Annotated in this window: 15 protein-coding genes and 1 tRNA gene; 13 read left to right on the top strand and 3 right to left on the bottom strand. The window is 41.3% G+C overall.

What is annotated here, in order from left to right:
- Positions 1–36 precede the first annotated feature (36 nt).
- Complete coding sequence (locus tag E0H77_RS12835; protein WP_131378555.1) at positions 37–846, bottom strand: IclR family transcriptional regulator domain-containing protein; 810 nt, start codon at positions 844–846, stop codon at positions 37–39.
- Positions 847–987: 141 nt separating this feature from the next.
- On the opposite strand from E0H77_RS12835, the gene pobA reads away from it, so the two are divergent.
- Together pobA and E0H77_RS12825 are read left to right on the top strand one after the other, a co-directional pair.
- Positions 988–2220 carry a 4-hydroxybenzoate 3-monooxygenase gene (pobA, locus tag E0H77_RS12830; RefSeq protein ID WP_131378553.1) on the top strand — a complete coding sequence of 411 codons (1233 nt, stop codon included), beginning with the start codon at positions 988–990 and terminating at the stop codon, positions 2218–2220.
- A gap of 364 nt (positions 2221–2584) precedes the next feature.
- Positions 2585–2661: transfer RNA gene (locus E0H77_RS12825), tRNA-Met, on the top strand.
- 106 nt (positions 2662–2767) lie between these two features.
- Here the strand turns inward: E0H77_RS12825 and E0H77_RS12820 are convergent.
- Positions 2768–4393: an NAD+ synthase gene (locus E0H77_RS12820; protein ID WP_131378551.1), complete on the bottom strand. Its 1626-nt coding sequence runs from the start codon at positions 4391–4393 to the stop codon at positions 2768–2770.
- A 414-nt stretch (positions 4394–4807) separates the two neighbouring features.
- Between E0H77_RS12820 and E0H77_RS12815 the strand changes: the two genes are divergently transcribed.
- The 4 genes from E0H77_RS12815 (at position 4808) to E0H77_RS12800 (ending at position 8304) form a co-directional block, all read left to right on the top strand.
- Complete coding sequence (locus E0H77_RS12815) at positions 4808–5206, top strand: DUF2946 family protein (RefSeq protein ID WP_131378586.1); 399 nt, start codon at positions 4808–4810, stop codon at positions 5204–5206.
- Between the two features lie 78 nt (positions 5207–5284).
- Entirely contained in the window at positions 5285–7324 is a 2040-nt protein-coding gene (locus E0H77_RS12810; RefSeq protein ID WP_131378549.1) for a TonB-dependent copper receptor, read from the top strand.
- A 36-nt stretch (positions 7325–7360) separates the two neighbouring features.
- Positions 7361–7645, top strand: coding sequence for a hypothetical protein (locus E0H77_RS12805; protein WP_131378547.1), 285 nt, complete (start codon positions 7361–7363; stop codon positions 7643–7645).
- Between the two features lie 419 nt (positions 7646–8064).
- The gene (locus E0H77_RS12800; RefSeq protein WP_131378545.1) at positions 8065–8304 is read left to right on the top strand and encodes a helix-turn-helix domain-containing protein; all 240 of its coding nucleotides are present in this window, start codon (positions 8065–8067) and stop codon (positions 8302–8304) included.
- 67 nt (positions 8305–8371) lie between these two features.
- Here the strand turns inward: E0H77_RS12800 and gltA are convergent, their stop codons facing one another.
- A complete protein-coding gene (gltA, locus tag E0H77_RS12795) occupies positions 8372–9646 on the bottom strand; it encodes a citrate synthase (RefSeq protein WP_131314073.1) in 1275 nt (424 codons plus the stop codon).
- 964 nt (positions 9647–10610) lie between these two features.
- Here gltA and sdhC point away from each other — a divergent pair.
- The 7 genes from sdhC (at position 10611) to lpdA (ending at position 20128) form a co-directional block, all read left to right on the top strand.
- Positions 10611–11003 carry a succinate dehydrogenase, cytochrome b556 subunit gene (gene sdhC, locus E0H77_RS12790; protein WP_004903549.1) on the top strand — a complete coding sequence of 131 codons (393 nt, stop codon included), beginning with the start codon at positions 10611–10613 and terminating at the stop codon, positions 11001–11003.
- Positions 11003–11368: a succinate dehydrogenase, hydrophobic membrane anchor protein gene (sdhD, locus tag E0H77_RS12785; protein WP_131314068.1), complete on the top strand. Its 366-nt coding sequence runs from the start codon at positions 11003–11005 to the stop codon at positions 11366–11368. The genes sdhC and sdhD overlap by 1 nt, the downstream gene beginning before the upstream one ends.
- Positions 11369–11380: 12 nt before the next feature.
- Entirely contained in the window at positions 11381–13276 is a 1896-nt protein-coding gene (gene sdhA, locus E0H77_RS12780; protein WP_131314066.1) for a succinate dehydrogenase flavoprotein subunit, read from the top strand.
- Between the two features lie 14 nt (positions 13277–13290).
- Entirely contained in the window at positions 13291–14001 is a 711-nt protein-coding gene (locus E0H77_RS12775; protein ID WP_131314064.1) for a succinate dehydrogenase iron-sulfur subunit, read from the top strand.
- A 573-nt stretch (positions 14002–14574) separates the two neighbouring features.
- Positions 14575–17394, top strand: coding sequence for a 2-oxoglutarate dehydrogenase E1 component (locus E0H77_RS12770; RefSeq protein ID WP_131378543.1), 2820 nt, complete (start codon positions 14575–14577; stop codon positions 17392–17394).
- A gap of 20 nt (positions 17395–17414) precedes the next feature.
- Positions 17415–18632, top strand: coding sequence for a 2-oxoglutarate dehydrogenase complex dihydrolipoyllysine-residue succinyltransferase (gene odhB, locus E0H77_RS12765; RefSeq protein WP_131378541.1), 1218 nt, complete (start codon positions 17415–17417; stop codon positions 18630–18632).
- 62 nt (positions 18633–18694) lie between these two features.
- On the top strand, positions 18695–20128 hold the full coding sequence (lpdA, locus tag E0H77_RS12760) for a dihydrolipoyl dehydrogenase (RefSeq protein WP_131314058.1): 1434 nt from the start codon (positions 18695–18697) through the stop codon (positions 20126–20128).
- Positions 20129–20176 lie beyond the last annotated feature (48 nt).

The following is a 20176-nucleotide window of genomic DNA, read 5'->3' as shown; positions in this document are numbered from 1 at the left end:
GTTGAAAAAGCCAGTGTTATCACTGGCTTTTTTTGTTTAGAGCATATTGCGGATTTCATGGGCACAGTGACGTAGTAATGGCAAAATACTTTTGATTAGATAGTTTTCATCAATCCGCTGTTGTTGCCCAATGCAGTTCAGTGCTGCAATGGCTCGTCCCTGAGCATCAAAAATAGGAACCGCAATTGCAATAATCCCCAGTTCGTGTTGCTCCTGTGAAATACAATAATCCTGTTGAGAAATCTTCTCTAATTCCTGCAAAAATTCACTTTCATTGGTGATGCTAAAAGGTGTTAAGCGCTTTAAACCATAGCGCTGTACCCACGCTTGGCGTTCGCTTGGGCTCAGTTGTGCCAAAAGTAACTTACCCGTTGAGGTGGCATGGGCAGGTAGGCGATGTCCCAAATGCATACCGTAAGGATTGAGGCGCAGGCTGTCAGGCTGTGGTAGAAAACTGCGAGCAATTGGTACGACTTCATGCTCATCCAGCACTACGACTGAAAAAGTTTGATTAGTCTGCACGCTCAGCAAGTTGAGCAAAGGCTGTGCGATTTTGGGCAAATGTGCAGAACTTAGATAGGCGCTTGAGAAACGTAGCACACGTGGCGTTAACCAGAAATAATGTTGATCACTATCTAAAAAACCTAAAAATTTTAAGGTCTTGGCATAGCGCCGTGCTGCCGTACGGCTAATGCCTGTACGCTGGGAAATTTGAGTGATATTCAAGCGCTGCCGTTCTATACCAAAGGCTTCAAGTACTATCAGACCTTTGGCCAAACTTGCAATATAGTCTTCCTGAGTAATCTGTTCTCCATTTGCTGCTTGGAGATATGCCTGTTGTTCCATGGCAAGTTTATCCTATTTGAAAACTGTCCGATATTCGGACAAAAGTATTGTATATCGGGCATTTTCCTATTCTAGGCATAGAGTGATTTGAAAAAACAGCTTAATTTACTTGCAGGATATTAATTTGATAGGGATATCATCATGAAAAAGCTCAACACTCAGGTTGTGATTATTGGTGCAGGGCCTGCGGGTTTGTTACTTGGGCAGTTGCTATATAAAGCTGGGATCGAACATGTTTTGCTAGAGCAGCGCAGTGCTGAATATGTGGCGGCGCGTATTCGTGCGGGTATTTTAGAACAGGTCTCTGTTGACCTGTTGCATTTGGCAGGTGTTGATCAGCATCTCAAACAGCAAGGTTTGCCGCATTCAGGTATTGAAATTCTGAGTCAGGGTACAAAGTATCGCATTGACCTGTCAGCACTGACGCAAGGCAAACAGGTGACGGTATATGGTCAAACAGAAGTTACTAAAGATCTGATGCAGGCGCGCCAACAGGAACAGCTCAGTTCATTTTATGAAGCGCAGAATGTACAAATTCATGATTTCGACAACGCACCGAAAGTCACTTTTGACTATCAGGGGGAGCAGTACCAGATTGATTGTGAGTTTATTGCAGGCTGTGATGGCTACCATGGTGTTTCTCGTGCCAGCATTCCACAAGAGCGTATTCAAACCTTTGAGAAAGTTTATCCTTTTGGCTGGTTAGGTTTACTGGCAGACGTGCCACCTGTTGCAGATGAGCTGATTTATGTACAGTCAGAACGTGGTTTTGCACTATGCAGTATGCGTTCAAACACTCGCAGCCGTTATTACTTGCAAGTACCTTTGACCGATAAAGTAGAAAACTGGTCAGATGAACAATTTTGGGAAGAGCTAAAACTTCGTTTAGACACTGAAAGTCGAGAAAAACTGGTGACAGGTGCTTCATTGGAAAAAAGTATTGCGCCGTTACGGAGTTTTGTCACCGAGCCAATGCGTTTTGGTAAGTTGTTTTTGGCAGGGGACGCTGCACATATTGTGCCGCCAACAGGAGCGAAAGGTTTAAATCTTGCGGCTTCAGATATTGCATATTTGGCCAGTGCCTTAATTGAATATTATCAGCATGGTTCTGAGCAAGGTATTGAGCAGTATTCTGAGAAATGTTTACAGCGCGTATGGAAAGCGGAACGTTTTTCTTGGTGGATGACGAATCTACTGCATGATTTTGAAGGTGATACTGCTTTTGAGAAAAAGCTTAAACAGGCTGAATTGAATTATGTTTTAGGCTCTGAAGCAGGGCAGGCAACACTAGCAGAAAACTATGTGGGTTTACCATGTGAAGTTGAGCATTTACGGCAGTTGCTTGCTGAGGGAAATTGCCAGAAAGCTTCATAAGGATTGCATTAAATTGGCGAACTTTTCAGAAGTTCTGCCTGTAGTCAATTAAATGGCAATATAACGATACCCTCATAATATGATATGCATCATAAGGTTTCTATAGTTTTGCTCAACCTTGAGTTGGGCAAAATACGTGATGAGTTAACGCGTTAATATATTCTATGTATTGGGCTGATAGTATTTATCGTTAGTCAGTATTCTCTATGAAAACTTATGTATTGAGTTGCTTTTTGAGTTGTAAACTACAGAAAAATAGTTAATTTATAGCCAAAATATTGAATTTTGCATATTTGCTGAACAGATGGTGTTGAAACTTGTTGACGTGATTTAAAGAACTGTAGATAATGCACGCACAGTTTACGGCTATGTAGCTCAGTTGGTTAGAGCACCGCACTCATAATGCGGGGGTCACAAGTTCAAGTCTCGTCATAGCCACCATTTTTATAAACCATGCATCACTGCATGGTTTCTTTTTTTGTGCCTGACGTATGCCTAAGATATAAAAAAGCCCGAACATAAATTCGGGCTTTTTGTATTTTTTTAATTAGATACCCGCTTTCCAGCCATTTACAATTGGGTAGCGGCGTTCACGGCTAAAGGCGCGTGAGCTAATACGTGGGCCAATTGCACCTTGACGACGCTTATATTCATTGCGATCGACCAAATGAATGACTTTTTCTACAGTTGCCTGATCAAAACCGCGAGCAATAATGTCCGCTTGGCTGCTGTCTTCTTCAATATAAGCATATAAAATGGCATCAAGCACATCGTATGCAGGTAATGAGTCTTGGTCTTTCTGATCTGGGCGAAGTTCTGCTGAAGGTGGGCGAGTAATGACACGCTCAGGAATCACTGGAGTTTCACTGATACTGTTACGGTATTTTGCCAATTCAAATACAATAGTTTTGTACACATCTTTAAGAACTGCAAAACCGCCGACCATATCGCCATACAGTGTGCAGTAACCTACAGCAAGCTCAGATTTATTGCCTGTAGACAGGACTAGATTACCAAACTTGTTTGACAAGCCCATGAGTAAAGTGCCGCGTGCGCGTGCCTGAAGATTTTCTTCGGTCGCATCTGCAGGGCGGTCACCAAAGAAAGGATACAGGGTTTGCATAAAGCTGTTCACAATTGGGTGAATTTCTGCAATACCAAATGTGATCCCTAAAGCTTTTGCTTGTTCCGCCGCATCTTCAACGCTAATTTGCGAGGTGTAAGTATATGGCATCATCACGGCTTGAACTTTATCTGCACCCAAAGCATCAACTGCAATTGCTAAGGTCAAAGCAGAGTCAATCCCGCCAGATAAACCTAAAATAACACCAGGGAAACCTGAACGTTGAACATAGTCACGGGTTGCCATGACGAGGCTTTGATAAATCTCTGCCATGGTGTCGAGTTCAGGAGCAAGTGTTTGCTTGGTGTAAGTAGCTTGTTCTGCATCGAAGTCTGCATAATAGAGTTCTTCTTTGAAGCTTGCAGCACGTAAAACGACATCACCATTGCGGTTAATTGCAAAACTTGAGCCATCAAAAATCAAATCATCCTGACCACCCACTTGGTTGCTATAAATCAGGTTGATATTAAGCTCATTAGCCACTTTAGCCATGGTGGTTAAACGGTGCTGTGGTTTACCCACTTCGTAAGGTGATGAGTTGAGTACAAGTACACTGTCGACATTGAGTTGGCTCAATTGCTGTACGGTGTTAAGACTCCAAATATCTTCACAAATCAGTACGCCAAATTTATGCCCCAAATACTCAAAAATCAGGTGTTGCTGACCTACGGCAAAGTAGCGTTTTTCATCAAAGACACTGTAGTTTGGCAAATTCTGTTTGTTATAAATCCCCAGAATTTCACCATCTTTCATCACGGCTGCTGAGTTAAAGCGTTGTCCATCTTCAGTATGATGAACAAAGCCAAAGACCATCACAATATCTTTGACCTTGCTAAGTTCAGCCAACGCAGCTTCAGTGCGTATTTTTAGACTAGGACGTAAAAATAAATCTTCGGCAGGGTAACCAATCATGCTGAGCTCAGGAAATAAAATAATGTCAGCATGCTGTTGTTTGGCTTGGTTTGCCTGTTCGATCATTTTTTGGGTGTTGTTTTCAATATTGCCAATATGTGGAGAGAATTGAGCAAGGGCAATTTTAAAATTTTTCATTCAAATAAAATCCTATTCCTATAGGGGCTTACATCAGGCTGATTTATAAATTTAATTGTTCAGCGTAATGTAAAGTATAACAGGGATATATAGTGGCGTTCAGGTAGTCATACTATATACGAAACACAGCTTAGATTGATCTTAAATCTTAAAAAATTCTGCTGGAAATACAGAAAAACCAACATTTTTACTCAGTTTTAATAAAAAATCGACCCCAGTGAATATAGAACGAATTCTCTTTATTAAAACTTTATCTTCAAAAAATACGGGCTTGCAAATTTTTAGCCAAAACAAAATAAATATAGTAGACTGCCTCGAGTTAAAAAGGCTGATTATTTTAACAGTCATATTGGGGTTGCTGAGCAGAGAAGGTTAAGTTTGCTAAGAACTGGATTTGTACTTGCACTGAGTGCAATGTTGCTGCAAATCGCCGTATTTTTACAGGCGCTGCTTCCGGAAAAATTTCAGATTTCTCCGGTATGTGCGACTATTTCCGATGCATTAACCCTCACGAATCATAGTCATACCACCCAAATGGATATGTCGATGGCTGACATGTCGCATATGCAAGACATGCATATGTCATCGCATGTATCTGTGCATGATAAGCATCAGCATGACCCAAATCATGAATGTCTTTATTGTAAAGTCTATGGGCATGTGGTTGCGTTTCTTGATTTGGAAATTAAAGAAGTCTTCGAGCGTCTACAAGTTCGCCTGATTGCTTTTCAAAAAACTTTTAAACATATCTATTTTGTTTTACAACGACTTTTTCTTATTCCACAAGGGCGAGCGCCCCCTCTTTTTGCTTAAACAAAATATTCAATACAAGGTATTTGTTCTTGAGGAAACCCTCAAGGATTTTGTTTATGACATAAAAAGAGAAAATTCATGTCACAGCCGAAATTTATTTTACGATCGCTTGCGGTTGCAGTCGCACTTGCTTCAAATTTTGTTCACGCGGAAGAAACCACAGATCAATCATCGATAACCATAGATGAAATTCAACTTGCTCCAATTGTGGTCACAGTAGTAAAAGGCAGGAAGGCTAATGGTTTGGTGGTGGTTGCTGATCCTAAACAGCCAATTCAACCTGTTCCAGCGACGGATGGTGCGGATTATCTCAAAAGTATCGTAGGGTTTAATGCCATTAGTAGTGGTGGAACCAATGGCGATGTCACATTTCGAGGAATGTTCGGTTCACGCATTAAAATGCTCACCAACGGGACTGAAAAACTCGGTGCATGCCCTGCACGTATGGATGCGCCAACCGCTTATATTTCGCCTGAAACCTACGATAAAATTACGGTGGTGAAGGGGCCGGAAACGGTACTGTATCCGACCCCAGGTTCAGCCGCAACCGTACTTTTTGAGCGCATTCCACCAAAATTGAGTAGTGAAAAACCGTATCAGGGAACAGCCAGTGTGTTAGTCGGTTCCTATGGTCGTTTAGATCAAAATTTTGATGGAACATTGGGTGATGAAACCAAATATTTACGCCTAACGACCAGTCGTTCAACCTCAAACAGTTATAAAGATGGTCATGGCAATAAAGTCCCATCGGCATGGGAGCGTTGGACAGCAGATATGGCGATGGGATGGACACCTGATGACGATACATGGCTGGAACTCAATGCTGGTACAGGAGATGGTTACTCTGAATATGCAGGGCGTTCCATGGATGGGGTGCAATTTAAGCGCCAAAGTTTAGGTTTCCATGCGGAAAAGAAAAATATCAGCGAACATATTAAAAAAATCGAAGCGCAAATCGACTATACCGACAACGACCATGTCATGGACAACTACAGTTACCGTACCAATGCGGGGGTACGAAGTTCAATGGAACTGGCTCGTCAAACACTCAATTCGCGTTTAGCGATGACCACCGAGTGGGGGAGATTGAATGTCGTGAGTGGTGTGGATTCGCAACATTGGAATCATGGTGGAGATATGAAAAGCACCATGATGATGATGAATAAGCCTTACCTGCGTAATATGAAATATCAATCCTACGGCGCATTTAGTGAACTGACGTATCATTTGAACGACAGTAATCAGTTAGTGACAGGTGCACGTCTGGATCACGTGGCAATGACCACATCAAAAACCAATATCATCACCAACCCAAGTGAACGCACTGAAACTGTACCCAGTGCTTTTATTCGCTTGGAAAATAGTTTGCCAAATTCTGGCATTAAAAATTATGTGGGTTTGGGTTATGTCGAACGAGTTCCTGATTTTTGGGAATTGTTTAGTACTAAACTCGCTTCAGGAGCTTACAGTATTAATAACATGGATGCTGTAAAAACAGAGAAAACTACACAGCTAGATATCGGTTCACAATGGCAGCAAGGAAAATGGAATGCGTGGACATCGGTCTATGCGGGTATTGTGAAAGATTTTATCCTAATCCAATATGCCAATCCGAGTAGTTCACAGTCTTATCCTGCTGTGCGTAATGTCGATGCAACGATTGCAGGGGCAGAAACTGGGCTGGGTTATCAATTTACCCCACATATTCAAACTGATTTGAGTGTCATGTATGCATGGGGTGAAAATACTTCCGATCATACGCCATTACCACAAATTGCTCCCTTGGAAGCTCGCCTGAATCTACGCTATGTACAAGACCGTTACACATTGGGTTTATTGGTACGTTCGGTTGCCAAGCAGAACCGTTATAGTTTGTATCAGGGGAATATTGTTGGTTATGACATGGGAGCAAGTAAAGCCTTTACCGCAATTGCGCTCAATGCAACCTATCATTTGAGTCAAGGTGTCGACCTGTCTTTAGGTGTCGATAATCTCTTGAATAAAGCCTATGCTGAACATTTAAATAAAGCAGGGGCGAGTGTTTTTGGTTATGCCGCAAATACGCAGTTTGACAGTATCGGTCGTAATTATTGGGTACGAATGAGTTTTAAATTCTAACGTAAAATTTTTTCAACTTGTAACAAGGTAAATTCTATGGAAAATTCACAAGGTAAAAGCACTCCAAAGGTTTGGCGCGGCGTCATTATTGCTGTGGTTTTAAGCATGACTTTTTTGGGCTTTTTATATTATAGCGTTGCCTCTGATAATAACGATATTAACCGCTACTCTAAGCAATGGCGCTCTACGGGTGATGAATCCTCGGCATCTGCACAACATGATATGTCCAATATGAAAGATATGGATATGTCAAAAATGAGTGAGCATGATATGGCAAATATGCAGCATGATGCGCCTGCAAGTTCAGCAAAACAACCTTAAATGAGAGGTGTAGAACCCTGTTTTTGTATAACGTATTTAGAGTTGCTTGTATGACTGTATCAAGTCAAATTGCAGCCTCTCAATCGATGTTACCGAAGTAATTTCAGGCTTTATTTACTTATATGTGTCATGCTCATGTGCATTGCAGAGTATTGACACATACAGTATTCATCTCAGCAAGATCTCACAGCAAACATACTGCTTGTACTGTTTCGTCGATGGTTATTTGCCTGTATGGGGGTTAAAGCAAGCTGTTGCTTAAGTTCGAGTACTGATGTTGCCGTGTAATGTCATTTGGTTGATTGGGCTGTTTTATACAGCGTATTTTACTGCGATCAGAGCAAGTTTCTTTCGTAATGTTGAGCTAACTTCGCACAGCTATGCGCTGTTTATCACATTATAAAAATTAGGTGAGGATAATGGACGTAAAAAATCAATCCATTCATCAAACACAAGATTTGCGATTGGCACAGCAAATTGTATTGGCACGTAAACGTATTCAAATTACTCAGTTACAACTGGCACAAATCTTGGGGGTTTCTGTGAGAACACTGGAAAGCTGGGAGCGTGGAACACGCAGACCATCAAGTGCCGCCCAAACGCTGTTGAAGCTTTTTATTCAAAATCCGAATTTTGTTGTCCGTTATTTGACATATTAATTCGGCAGTATAAAAAAGACCGCAAATGCGGTCTTTTTTGTCGTTTGCTGCTTTCCTTGAGGGGAAATTAGCGTTTGATGTCGCGTTGAGTCTCGCCAGTGTAAAGCTGACGTGGGCGACCAATTTTGTAAGGACCACTGTGCATTTCGATCCAGTGGCTGATCCAGCCTACTGTACGTGCAAGTGCGAAAATTACAGTAAACATTTCTGTCGGAATACCAATCGCTTTTAAGATGATACCTGAGTAGAAGTCTACGTTTGGATACAAGTTACGTTTAATGAAGTATTCGTCAGAAAGCGCAATACGTTCAAGTTCCATTGCAAGAGCAAGCTGTGGATCATTAATGCCAAGAGCAGCAAGAACTTCGTCGCAAGTTTCTTTCATCACTTTCGCGCGAGGATCGAAGTTTTTGTAAACGCGGTGGCCGAAGCCCATGAGTTTAACTTCTTTGGTTTTAACTTTTTCCATGAAGCCAGCAACATTTTCTACAGTGCCGATTTCATCAAGCATCTTAAGAACAGCTTCGTTTGCACCACCGTGAGCAGGTCCCCAAAGTGCAGAGATACCAGCAGCGATACATGCATATGGGTTTGCACCAGTTGAGCCTGCTAAACGTACTGTAGACGTAGATGCATTTTGCTCATGGTCAGCATGAAGCGTAAAAATACGATCCATTGCTTTAGCAAGAATAGGATTTACTTTGTAATCACGGTCTGCAGGAGTGGCAAACATCATGTACAAGAAGTTTTCCGCATAGCTCAAGTCGTTACGAGGGTACATAAATGGTTGACCCACTGTGTACTTGTAACTCCACGCTGCTAGTGTCGGGATTTTCGCGATTAGGCGAACTGCAGTAATTTCACGATGATTAACATCTTCGATGTTCAAATTATTGTGATAGAACGCAGACAATGCACCAACTACACCAACCATGATTGCCATAGGGTGAGCATCACGGCGGAAACCATTATAGAAACGACTTACTTGGTCATGCACCATAGTGTGGTTGCGAACTTTTGCATCAAATTCTGCTTTTTGTTCTGGCGTTGGTAATTCACCATTTAAAAGCAAGTAGCAAGTTTCTAAATAGTCAGCTTTAGTCGCTAATTGATCGATTGGGTAGCCACGGTGTAATAGAACACCTTTGTTACCATCGATGAATGTGATTTTAGATTCACAAGAAGCGGTAGCCATAAAACCAGGGTCGAAAGTGAAATGACCTGCGGCTAGTACGTCTTTAACGTCAATAACGTCTGGACCTAATGTACCGCTATAAATTGGTAATTCAATTTCTTTTCCATCAAGTTTTAAAACGGCTTTCTTGCCAGTTGCTTCAGACATTCAATAGATCTCCTGTCCTGGTGAATGTTGATCTGATACGTATTAATTGTATTTTAATGAACGTAATCAGGGGGATAAACACGGACAAAGCTTATGCCTTACTGCAAAATTGTCAATAATACTTTGGATTAACTTTTAACCTCTATGTTAATAGCCTCCATGCCGTATACATCCAAATTTGTAGCAGTCTTCTTTTGTCCGACATAAATGTACAGCAAGCAGTGGCGAAAAATACAGTACATATTGCAATTATCGTATAGAAAAAGAGGCAAAAAGGCTTAAAGATGTCTAAAAAATAGCCATTAAAATATCTAAAGTCTATAAAACACGGTTATTTGCTGTCGAAATATTTGGTAAAACATTTATTGGTAAAAAGTCATAATCACTTTTCACTAAGCTATGCACTAGATCACACATTTAACTCAATATAGATGAATCAGTGTACTCTCATGGAAAAAAACAATGATAAAAAGCGACAACTTAGTAAAGTTTATTCATGATCGGTATTTATTTAAAAAATGGTTATTCTTTTGGTGATTGACCTTTAAATTGGGTCAAAAACTTAAAAAATGGTGAAAAGGTATGCAAAAAGTTGGTTGTGTATCTACCCAAATAAATGTTCCTTATTATTTTTTATAATATTGGTCTTTGGTTGTAGGGTGAAATTTGGAAAAATTTCTTAGAAGTGATGTCGAGTTTCAAAATTCACTTATAAAAATAATAACATAGTAGATAAATAATGGAAAAATACGAGAAATTTGTGATGAACAAAACATGTAAACGATTCTTATTTATGGAATAAACTGAAATTCTACGCATTTAGGTTGTTTGAATTTTGTTAGTTTGCGTTCTATAATCAAGTGTCGTTTAAAAGTTTAGGCATTTGCTCGCCTAACGATGCCAGCTTTCCTTCGAATTAATCAAACAAACTCCGGATGGAGTTTCTACTTACAGGATGCCCGCTGTGAAAAGCAACAGACCTGTCAATTTGTCCATGGGGCAGGTGTTAGCGGTTAACTTACGCTCTCCCGTGGCTATTGCATCAATCTTGCACCGTTTATCTGGTGTCATCGTATTTTTGTTGGTTCCAGTACTTTTATGGATATTAGATAAGTCACTGTCTTCGCCAGAAGGCTTTACTTATGTGAAAGAACAAATATTTGGGAATTTCTTAGTACGATTCATTGTTTGGGTTTTTGTAGCAGGTTTAATTTACCATTTTATTGGTGGTATTAAGCATTTACTCGCAGACCTTGGTTTTAATGAAGAACTACAAAGTGGTCGAGTTGCAGCTACAATTTCATTGGTTCTATCTGTGGTAGCAATTATCGCAGCTTTTGTATGGATTGTATTCTAATGAAAAGTGCTACAGGTTTAACGGGTTCAGGTTCTCGCGATTGGTACCTCCAACGTGTGAGCGCAGTTATTCTGGCCGTTTACACAGTCGTGATTTTTGGATGGATTTTATTCCATGGCGGCTTTGGCTTTGAACAATGGTCTGGCTTTATGATGACTTTGCCAATGAAAATCCTTTCATTGTTGTCAATTTTATCATTGGTTGTACATGCTTGGATTGGTATGTGGCAAGTCTTTACTGACTATGTAACTACTCGTCAAATGGGTCCATCTGCTAAAGGTTTGCGCCTAGTATTAACGAGTGCAGTGATTATTGCTGTGTTTGTATATGCAATCTGGGGTATCCAGATTTTCTGGGCGAATTGATAGGAAAAAATCATGGGCGCGATAACCCCTAAAGAAGATTATTCAAATATCCAAAACCTAACTTTCGATACTGTTATTGTTGGTGGTGGTGGTTCTGGTATGCGTGCTGCTTATCAGCTAGCTCAAGCTGGTTTGAAAGTTGCAGTATTGACTAAAGTATTCCCAACACGTTCGCACACTGTTGCAGCGCAAGGTGGTATCGGTGCATCTCTTGGTAACATGCAAGAAGATAACTGGCACTACCACTTTTATGACACTGTAAAAGGTTCAGACTGGTTAGGTGACCAAGACGCAATCGAGTTCATGTGTCGTGAAGCGCCGAAAGTTGTTTATGAACTTGAACACATGGGTATGCCATTTGACCGTAACAAAGATGGTACGATCTATCAGCGTCCATTTGGTGGTCACTCTGCAAACTATGGTGAAAAACCAGTTCCACGTGCATGTGCAGCAGCTGACCGTACTGGTCACGCACTTTTGCATACGCTTTATCAAAGCAACGTGAAAATGGGTACTCAATTCTTTGTTGAATGGATTGCACTTGACTTAATCCGCAATGAAGAAGGTGATGTTCTTGGTGTAACAGCCATTGACCAAGAAACAGGTAACATTGCAGTATTCCAAGCGAAAGCAACCCTATTCGCTACTGGTGGTGCTGGTCGTGTGTATCGTGCATCAACAAATGCATATATCAATACTGGTGACGGTCTTGGTATGGCTGCACGTGCGGGTATTCCGTTGCAAGATATGGAATTCTGGCAATTCCATCCAACGGGTGTTGCGGGCGCAGGCGTACTTCTTACTGAAGGTTGCCGTGGTGAAGGTGCGATTCTTCGTAACAAAGATGGCGAACCATTCATGGAACGCTATGCACCAACTTTAAAAGACTTGGCGCCACGTGACTTCGTTTCACGTTCTATGGACCAAGAAATTAAAGAAGGTCGTGGTTGTGGTCCTAAAGGTGACTATATCTTGCTAGATATGACTCACTTGGGTGCAGATACCATCATGAAACGCTTACCATCTGTATTTGAGATTGGTAAGAAATTCGCGAACGTTGATATCACCAAAGAGCCAATTCCAGTTGTACCAACAATCCATTATCAAATGGGTGGTATTCCAACCAATATTCATGGTCAGGTTGTGCTTCCTGAAGCAGTAACTGCTGAAGAATTGGATGCTGGATACGACAAGGCTACTGAAACTTATCACGCCAACAACCAACGTAACTTTGTGAAGCCAGTAAAAGGTTTCTATGCGATTGGTGAGTGTTCTTGTGTGTCTGTACATGGTGCAAACCGTTTAGGTACAAACTCATTGCTTGACTTGGTTGTGTTTGGTAAAGCTGCTGGTGAACACATTATTGATTATGTGACCAAGCATCATGGTGATGAATACGCACCACTTCCAACAGACGTTCTTGTGAGCACTTTGGCTCGCGTCCGTAAATTGGATGAGTCAACTGGTGGTGAAAATGCTCAAGACGTTGCTGATGCAATTCGTGACATCGTTCAAGATCACGCAGGTGTATTCCGTACTCAAGCATTGCTTGATGAAGGTGTAAAACAAATCCTTGCGTTAGAACCACGTGTGCGTAACATTCATTTGAAAGACAAATCGAAAGTATTTAACACAGCACGTGTTGAAGCACTTGAAGTTGAAAACTTGTATGAAGTTGCAAAAGCTACATTGATTTCCGCTGCTGCACGTAAAGAATGTCGTGGTGCGCATACGGTTGTTGATTATGAGTTGCTACCAGATCACCCAGAGTATCCATATGGTCGCCGTGATGATCAGTGGATGAAACATACTTTGTGGTATTCATCTGACAACCATTTGGAATATAAGCCAGTGCGTTATAAGCCGCTGACTGTTGATGCGATTCCACCAAAACCACGTACATTCTAATCGGGAGTATAAAGATGAGTAGAGGTACTCGTACATTCGAAATCTACCGCTATGATCCTGATAAGGATAAAGCGCCGTACATGCAAACTTTTAAACTTGAGTTGACAGATAAGCACCGTATGTTGCTTGATGCTCTACTTGCTTTGAAAGTGCAAGATGAAACACTGACTTTCCGTCGTTCTTGTCGTGAAGGGATCTGTGGTTCGGATGGTGTGAATATCAACGGTAAAAATGGTTTGGCTTGCTTGCAAAACCTGAATGATCTTCCTGAGAAGATTGTGATCCGTCCTTTACCTGGTTTACCAGTAATTAAGGATTTGGTTGTTGATATGAATCAGTTTTATGATCAATACAACAAGATTCATCCATTCCTGATTAATAACCAACCAGCACCACCAAAAGAGCGTTTGCAATCTCCTGAAGAGCGTGAACACTTAAATGGTTTGTATGAATGTATTTTGTGTGCATGCTGTTCAACTTCATGCCCATCATTCTGGTGGAACCCAGATAAATTCTTGGGTCCTTCAGCGTTGTTGAATGCATACCGTTTCATTATTGATTCGCGTGATACAGCGACTCAAGATCGTTTGGCTCGTTTAGATGATCCATTCAGTCTGTTCCGTTGTAAAGGAATTATGAACTGTGTATCAGTTTGTCCTAAAGGTTTAAATCCAACAAAAGCAATCGGTCACATCCGTAGTATGTTGTTAGACCAAGCGGGCTAATTAGATGTACAAAAAAGCGCACATTGAATGATGTGCGCTTTTTTTTATTTGTAGTGGGAGTGTTAAGCTAAGTTGTCTTGTAATTGCATGTTTTTGATGGATCGATCAACATATATCTCTGTTTTGTATTTATATATTTTGATGCGTGATGAGAGGTATGTGGGAAAAAAATTAAATCAATTGGGATAACATGTTAGCATTTAGCAAGTCACTATATTAAAAAAAATAGTGAAAAAAAAGAGCTATTATTTTCATAATGTGAGAAAATAGCATTGTTAAAAAGTAACAGAAAAACGTTTTAGAAAAGCTAAATCGTGTATTTATCTTTATCTAAGACGATTTGCAAAAAATTGCTCGACTTTTGGTCGAGTATAAGATGAGTGATGATGCCAGGTATGGGCGTTATAATTCATTGTGCCTATAAAGTAGGTTATGCCTATTTTATAAGCACGAATATTCCTGATGATGAAAGTCATTGGGCATGGTGTCATGGTTACCAATCTGACATTATCGATCATGGATTGCTTCACTGAGTAATCTGTAATATTTTTGCAATAGGAAATGGGTCCAAAAATGCAAGAAGTTGCTGACGCATTGCGTCTTGATACTGAACTTTCCGCTGATAGTGCAGCGTATATCGAAGAACTATACGAGCAGTACCTAACTTCTCCATCATCTGTCAGTGAAGACTGGCGTCAATATTTCGATAAATTCCCAAAAGGCGACCAACCACACGGAACTGTGCGTGAACAATTTTTATTACTTGGTCGTAATTCAAATCGCGTACAGTCTGTTGTGCAAAGTACCGTAAGCACTGAGCATGAAAAGCGCCAAATTGGTGTTTTACAGCTTATTTCTGCTTATCGCAACCGCGGACACCAAAAAGCGAAGTTGGACCCTCTCGGTTTAGCAAAGCGTGAAGACGTTCCTGATTTAGAATTAAATGCACACGGGTTGACCAAATCTGATTTAGATACCGTATTTAACACGGGTAATCTTGCGATTGGTAAAGATGAAGCAACCCTCAGTGAAATGGTTGAAACCATGGAGGCGATTTACTGTCAATCTATTGGTGCAGAATACATGCACATTGTAGATACAGTGGAAAAACGCTGGATTCAACAGCGCCTTGAAGGTGCACGTGGTCAATTTAGCTTTACAGCTGAGCAAAAGAAACATTTCTTAGAGCGTTTGACTGCCGCTGAAGGTTTAGAGAAATACCTTGGTAATAAATTTGTAGGTGCAAAACGCTTTGGTTTGGAAGGTGGTGAAACCTTCATTCCAATGGTCAATGAAATTATTCAACGTGCAGGTACAGTGGGCTGTAAGGAAGTGGTCATTGGTATGCCACACCGCGGCCGCTTGAACTTGCTTGTGAATATTATGGGTAAAAACCCTGCTGACCTATTTGGTGAGTTTGAAGGTAAAGCACTCAACAAAAAAGGATCTGGCGACGTTAAATATCACCAAGGCTTCTCATCAAACGTGATGACACCAGGTGGTGAAGTGCACTTGGCGTTGGCATTTAACCCATCGCATTTGGAAATCGTCGGTCCTGTAGTTGAAGGTTCTGTTCGTGCACGTCAAGTTCGTCGTAAAGACATTGGCGGTGATGATGTATTACCTGTGATTGTTCACGGTGATGCTGCATTTGCCGGTCAAGGCGTGAACATGGAAACTTTCCAAATGTCACAAACCCGTGGTTATACGGTTGGTGGTACAGTTCATATTGTTGTAAATAACCAAGTTGGTTTCACAACATCTGACCCACGTGATGCACGTTCTACAGAATACTGTACTGATATCGCAAAAATGGTTCAGTCACCAATTTTCCATGTGAATGGTGATGACCCTGAAGCAGTTGTATTTATTGCTCAACTTGCACATGACTTCCGTCATACATTCCGTAAAGACGTTGTAATTGACTTGTTCTGTTACCGCCGTCGTGGCCACAATGAAGCAGATGAGCCATCAGGAACTCAACCTGTGATGTATCAGGCGATTAACAAGAAAGCGACTACACGTACGCTATATGCTGATCAGCTGGTACAACAAAAAATCTTGGATCGTGCTGAAGCTGACAATATGGTTGAAGACTACCGTGCTGACTTGGAAGCGGGTAAACACGTTGCCAACGCATTGGTACTTGAGCCAAATACGAAAATGTTTGTGGATTGGACACCTTACTTGGGTCATGATTACACAGACAACTGGGATACATCATTTGATATCGAACGCCTAAAAGCAATTGCTACAAAGATGCGTCAGCTTCCAGAAGGCTTTGAAATGCAACGTCAAGTTTCGAAAGTGATTGACGAACGCTTGAAAATGCAAACAGGTGAAATGCCTCTAAACTGGGGTGCTGCTGAAACTTTAGCTTATGCAACTTTGCTTGATGAAGGTTATTTGGTTCGCATCAGTGGTGAAGATGTGGGTCGTGGTACGTTCTCACATCGCCATGCGAAACTACATAACCAAAAAGATGGTTCGGTTTATATTCCGCTTTGTAATATCAAAGAAAACCAACCACGCTTTGCGCTTTGGGATTCATTACTTTCTGAAGAAGCTGTATTGGCATTTGAATATGGTTATGCAACGACATTGCCAAACAGTCTGATTGTTTGGGAAGCTCAGTTTGGTGACTTCGCTAACTGTGCACAGGTAGTGATTGACCAGTTCATCGCATCTGGTGAAACCAAGTGGGAACGTGTTTGTGGTTTAACCATGTTGTTACCACACGGCTTTGAAGGTCAAGGTCCTGAGCATTCATCTGCACGTCTAGAACGTTATTTACAGCTTTGTGCAGAAGACAACATGCAAGTGATCACACCGACAACTCCTGCACAGATTTATCATGTATTGCGTCGTCAGGCAGTTCGTCCAATCCGTAAACCATTGATTGTGATGTCACCTAAGTCGTTGCTTCGTCATAAACTTGCAGTATCTAACTTAGATGAATTGGCAAATGGTCAATTCCAAACTGTGATTGATGAAGTCGATCAGATCAACAAAGCAGACGTAACTCGTATCGTATTCTGTGGCGGTAAAGTGTATTACGACTTGCTTGAAAAACGTCGTGAAGCTGCGCTAGGCAATGTTGCGATTGTTCGTGTAGAACAGTTGTATCCATACCCAGAACAACGTATTGCTGAAGTTCTTAATGCTTATCCAAACGTAACAGAAGTTGTTTGGTGTCAAGAAGAACCGAAGAACCAAGGTGCATGGCACTTTATTGCCCCATTCTTATACGAAACAGTATCAAATGTTGGCAAACAAGCACGCATTAGCTTCGCAGGTCGTGATGCTTCTGCAGCCCCAGCATGTGGTTCACCATATTTACATGCAAAACAACAAGCTAAATTAATTCAAGACGCGCTTGCGATTGAAGCCTAATCATCAGGAGAGACTAAAGAATGGCAACCGAAATTAAGGCACCAGTATTTCCAGAGTCTGTAGCAGACGGAACAATTGCGACTTGGCACAAAAAAGTTGGTGAACCAGTATCACGTGACGAAGTGATCTGTGATATTGAAACTGATAAAGTTGTATTGGAAGTTGTTGCACCTGCTGATGGTAGCTTAATTGCAATTGTGAAAGGTGAAGGCGACACAGTTCTTTCTAATGAAGTGATTGCTCAATTTGAAGCGGGTGCAGTTTCTGGCGCGGCTGCGACTGAAGCAGTACAAAGCGAACAAAAAGTTGAACAAGCTGCTATAAACACTCAAGCAGGTGCTACTCCTGTAGTTGAGCGTTCTCAACCTGTTCAAGACCAAGCGCCTGCAGTGCGTAAAGCATTAAATGAAACAGGTATTGCTGCGACTGACGTACAAGGTACAGGTCGTGGTGGTCGCATCACCAAAGAAGATGTTACAAACCATCAAGCAAAACCAGCTGCTGCTAACGTAACACCGTTAAGCGTTGCTGTAGGTGAACGTATTGAAAAACGTGTTCCAATGACTCGCTTGCGTAAGCGTGTTGCAGAGCGTTTGCTTGCGGCAACTCAGCAAACTGCAATGTTGACAACGTTTAACGAAGTGAACATGAAGCCAGTGATGGAAATGCGTAAACAATACAAAGACATCTTTGAAAAACGTCATGGTGCACGTTTAGGCTTTATGTCTTTCTTTGTTAAAGCAGTTACTGAAGCGCTAAAACGTTATCCAGCAGTCAATGCGTCTATTGATGGTGATGATATTGTTTATCATGGTTACTATGACATTGGTGTTGCTGTATCTTCAGAGCGTGGTTTAGTTGTTCCTGTACTTCGTGATACTGATCGCATGAGCTATGCTGAAGTTGAAAATGGTATCCGTGATTATGCTTATAAAGCGCGTGACGGTAAACTAGGTATCGAAGACATGACTGGCGGTACGTTCACGATTACCAACGGTGGTACATTCGGTTCATTGCTTTCAACACCTATTTTGAACCAACCGCAAACAGGTATCTTGGGCATGCATAAAATCCAAGAACGTCCTATGGCGGTTAATGGTCAAGTTGAAATCTTGCCAATGATGTATTTAGCACTTTCTTATGACCACCGTATGATCGATGGTAAAGAAGCTGTAGGCTTCTTGGTAACAATCAAAGAATTGTTAGAAGAACCAGCTAAACTTATCCTAGACCTTTAATTTTTTACGAATAATACAAACCAAGGCAGAGAGATCCTTTGTCTTGGTGCATGGAGATAAACATGTCTCAGCAATTTGATCTTGTTGTTATTGGTGGTGGCCCAGGTGGTTATGAAGCGGCAATTCGTGCGGCTCAGTTGGGTTTTAAAGTTGCATGTATTGAAAAACGCATTCACAACGGTAAACCTTCTTTGGGTGGTACTTGCTTAAACGTAGGATGTATTCCTTCTAAAGCATTGCTCGATTCTTCACATCGTTATGAAGATACAGTGCATCATTTAGCTGATCACGGCATTACTACAGGTGAAGTAAATTTTGATCTTGCGAAACTTCTTGCTCGCAAAGACAAAATTGTTGACCAATTGACTGGCGGTATTGATCAATTGCTTAAAGGCAATGGTATTGAGTGGTTAAAAGGTACAGGTAAATTACTTGCTGGTAAAAAAGTTGAGTTCGTTTCTCATGAAGGTGAAACTCAAGTTTTAGAACCAAAATATGTCATTCTTGCGTCTGGTTCTGTGCCTGTAAATATTCCTGTAGCTCCTGTTGATCAAGATATTATTGTTGATTCAACTGGTGCACTGAACTTCCCAGAAGTACCTAAACGTTTAGGTGTTATTGGTGCAGGTGTAATTGGCTTAGAGCTTGGTTCTGTATGGCGTCGTTTGGGTGCTGAAGTTGTTGTATTTGAAGCAATGGATGCCTTTTTACCAATGGCCGACAAAGCTTTGGCAAAAGACTATCAAAAACTTTTAACTAAGCAAGGTCTTGATATTCGTGTTGGCGCTAAAGTTGCTGGTACAGAGATCAATGGTCGCGAAGTGACTGTTAAATACACCCAAGGCGGCGAAGACAAAACTCAAACTTTTGACAAGTTAATCGTTTGTGTGGGTCGTAAAGCTTATGCAGAAGGTCTATTGGCTGAAGATTCAGGCATCAAATTAACTGAGCGTGGCTTGGTTGAAGTGAATGACTGGTGTGCAACTTCTGTTGAAGGTGTATACGCGATTGGTGACTTGGTTCGCGGTCCAATGCTTGCACATAAAGCAATGGAAGAAGGTGTAATGGCGGTTGAGCGTATTCACGGCCATGCTGCACAAGTGAACTATGACACAATCATCTCAGTAATCTATACACATCCAGAAGCGGCATGGGTTGGTTTAACTGAAGAACAAGCGAAAGAAAAAGGTCATGAAGTGAAAACTGGTCAATTCGGTTTTGCTGTGAATGGTCGTGCTTTAGCTGCAGGTGAAGGTGCTGGTTTCGTTAAGTTCGTTGCTGATGCAAAAACTGACCGTTTATTGGGTATGCATGTCATTGGGCCTGCGGCATCTGATATCGTTCACCAAGGTATGATCGCACTTGAATTTGTATCTTCGGTTGAAGATCTTCAGTTGATGACTTTTGGTCACCCAACATTCTCTGAAGTTGTGCATGAAGCTGCGCTTGCTGTAGATGGTCGTGCAATTCACGCGATTCAACGTAAACGCAAATAATTAGCTTAATTACATAATCTAATTGAAAAATGGCGGTTAATATAAACC

The sequence above is a fragment of the Acinetobacter brisouioides genome, assembly GCF_004331075.1.
GTDB lineage: Bacteria > Pseudomonadota > Gammaproteobacteria > Pseudomonadales > Moraxellaceae > Acinetobacter.
Note: the sequence above shows the minus strand (reverse complement) of the source record. Positions and strands in the feature narration are given on the sequence as shown.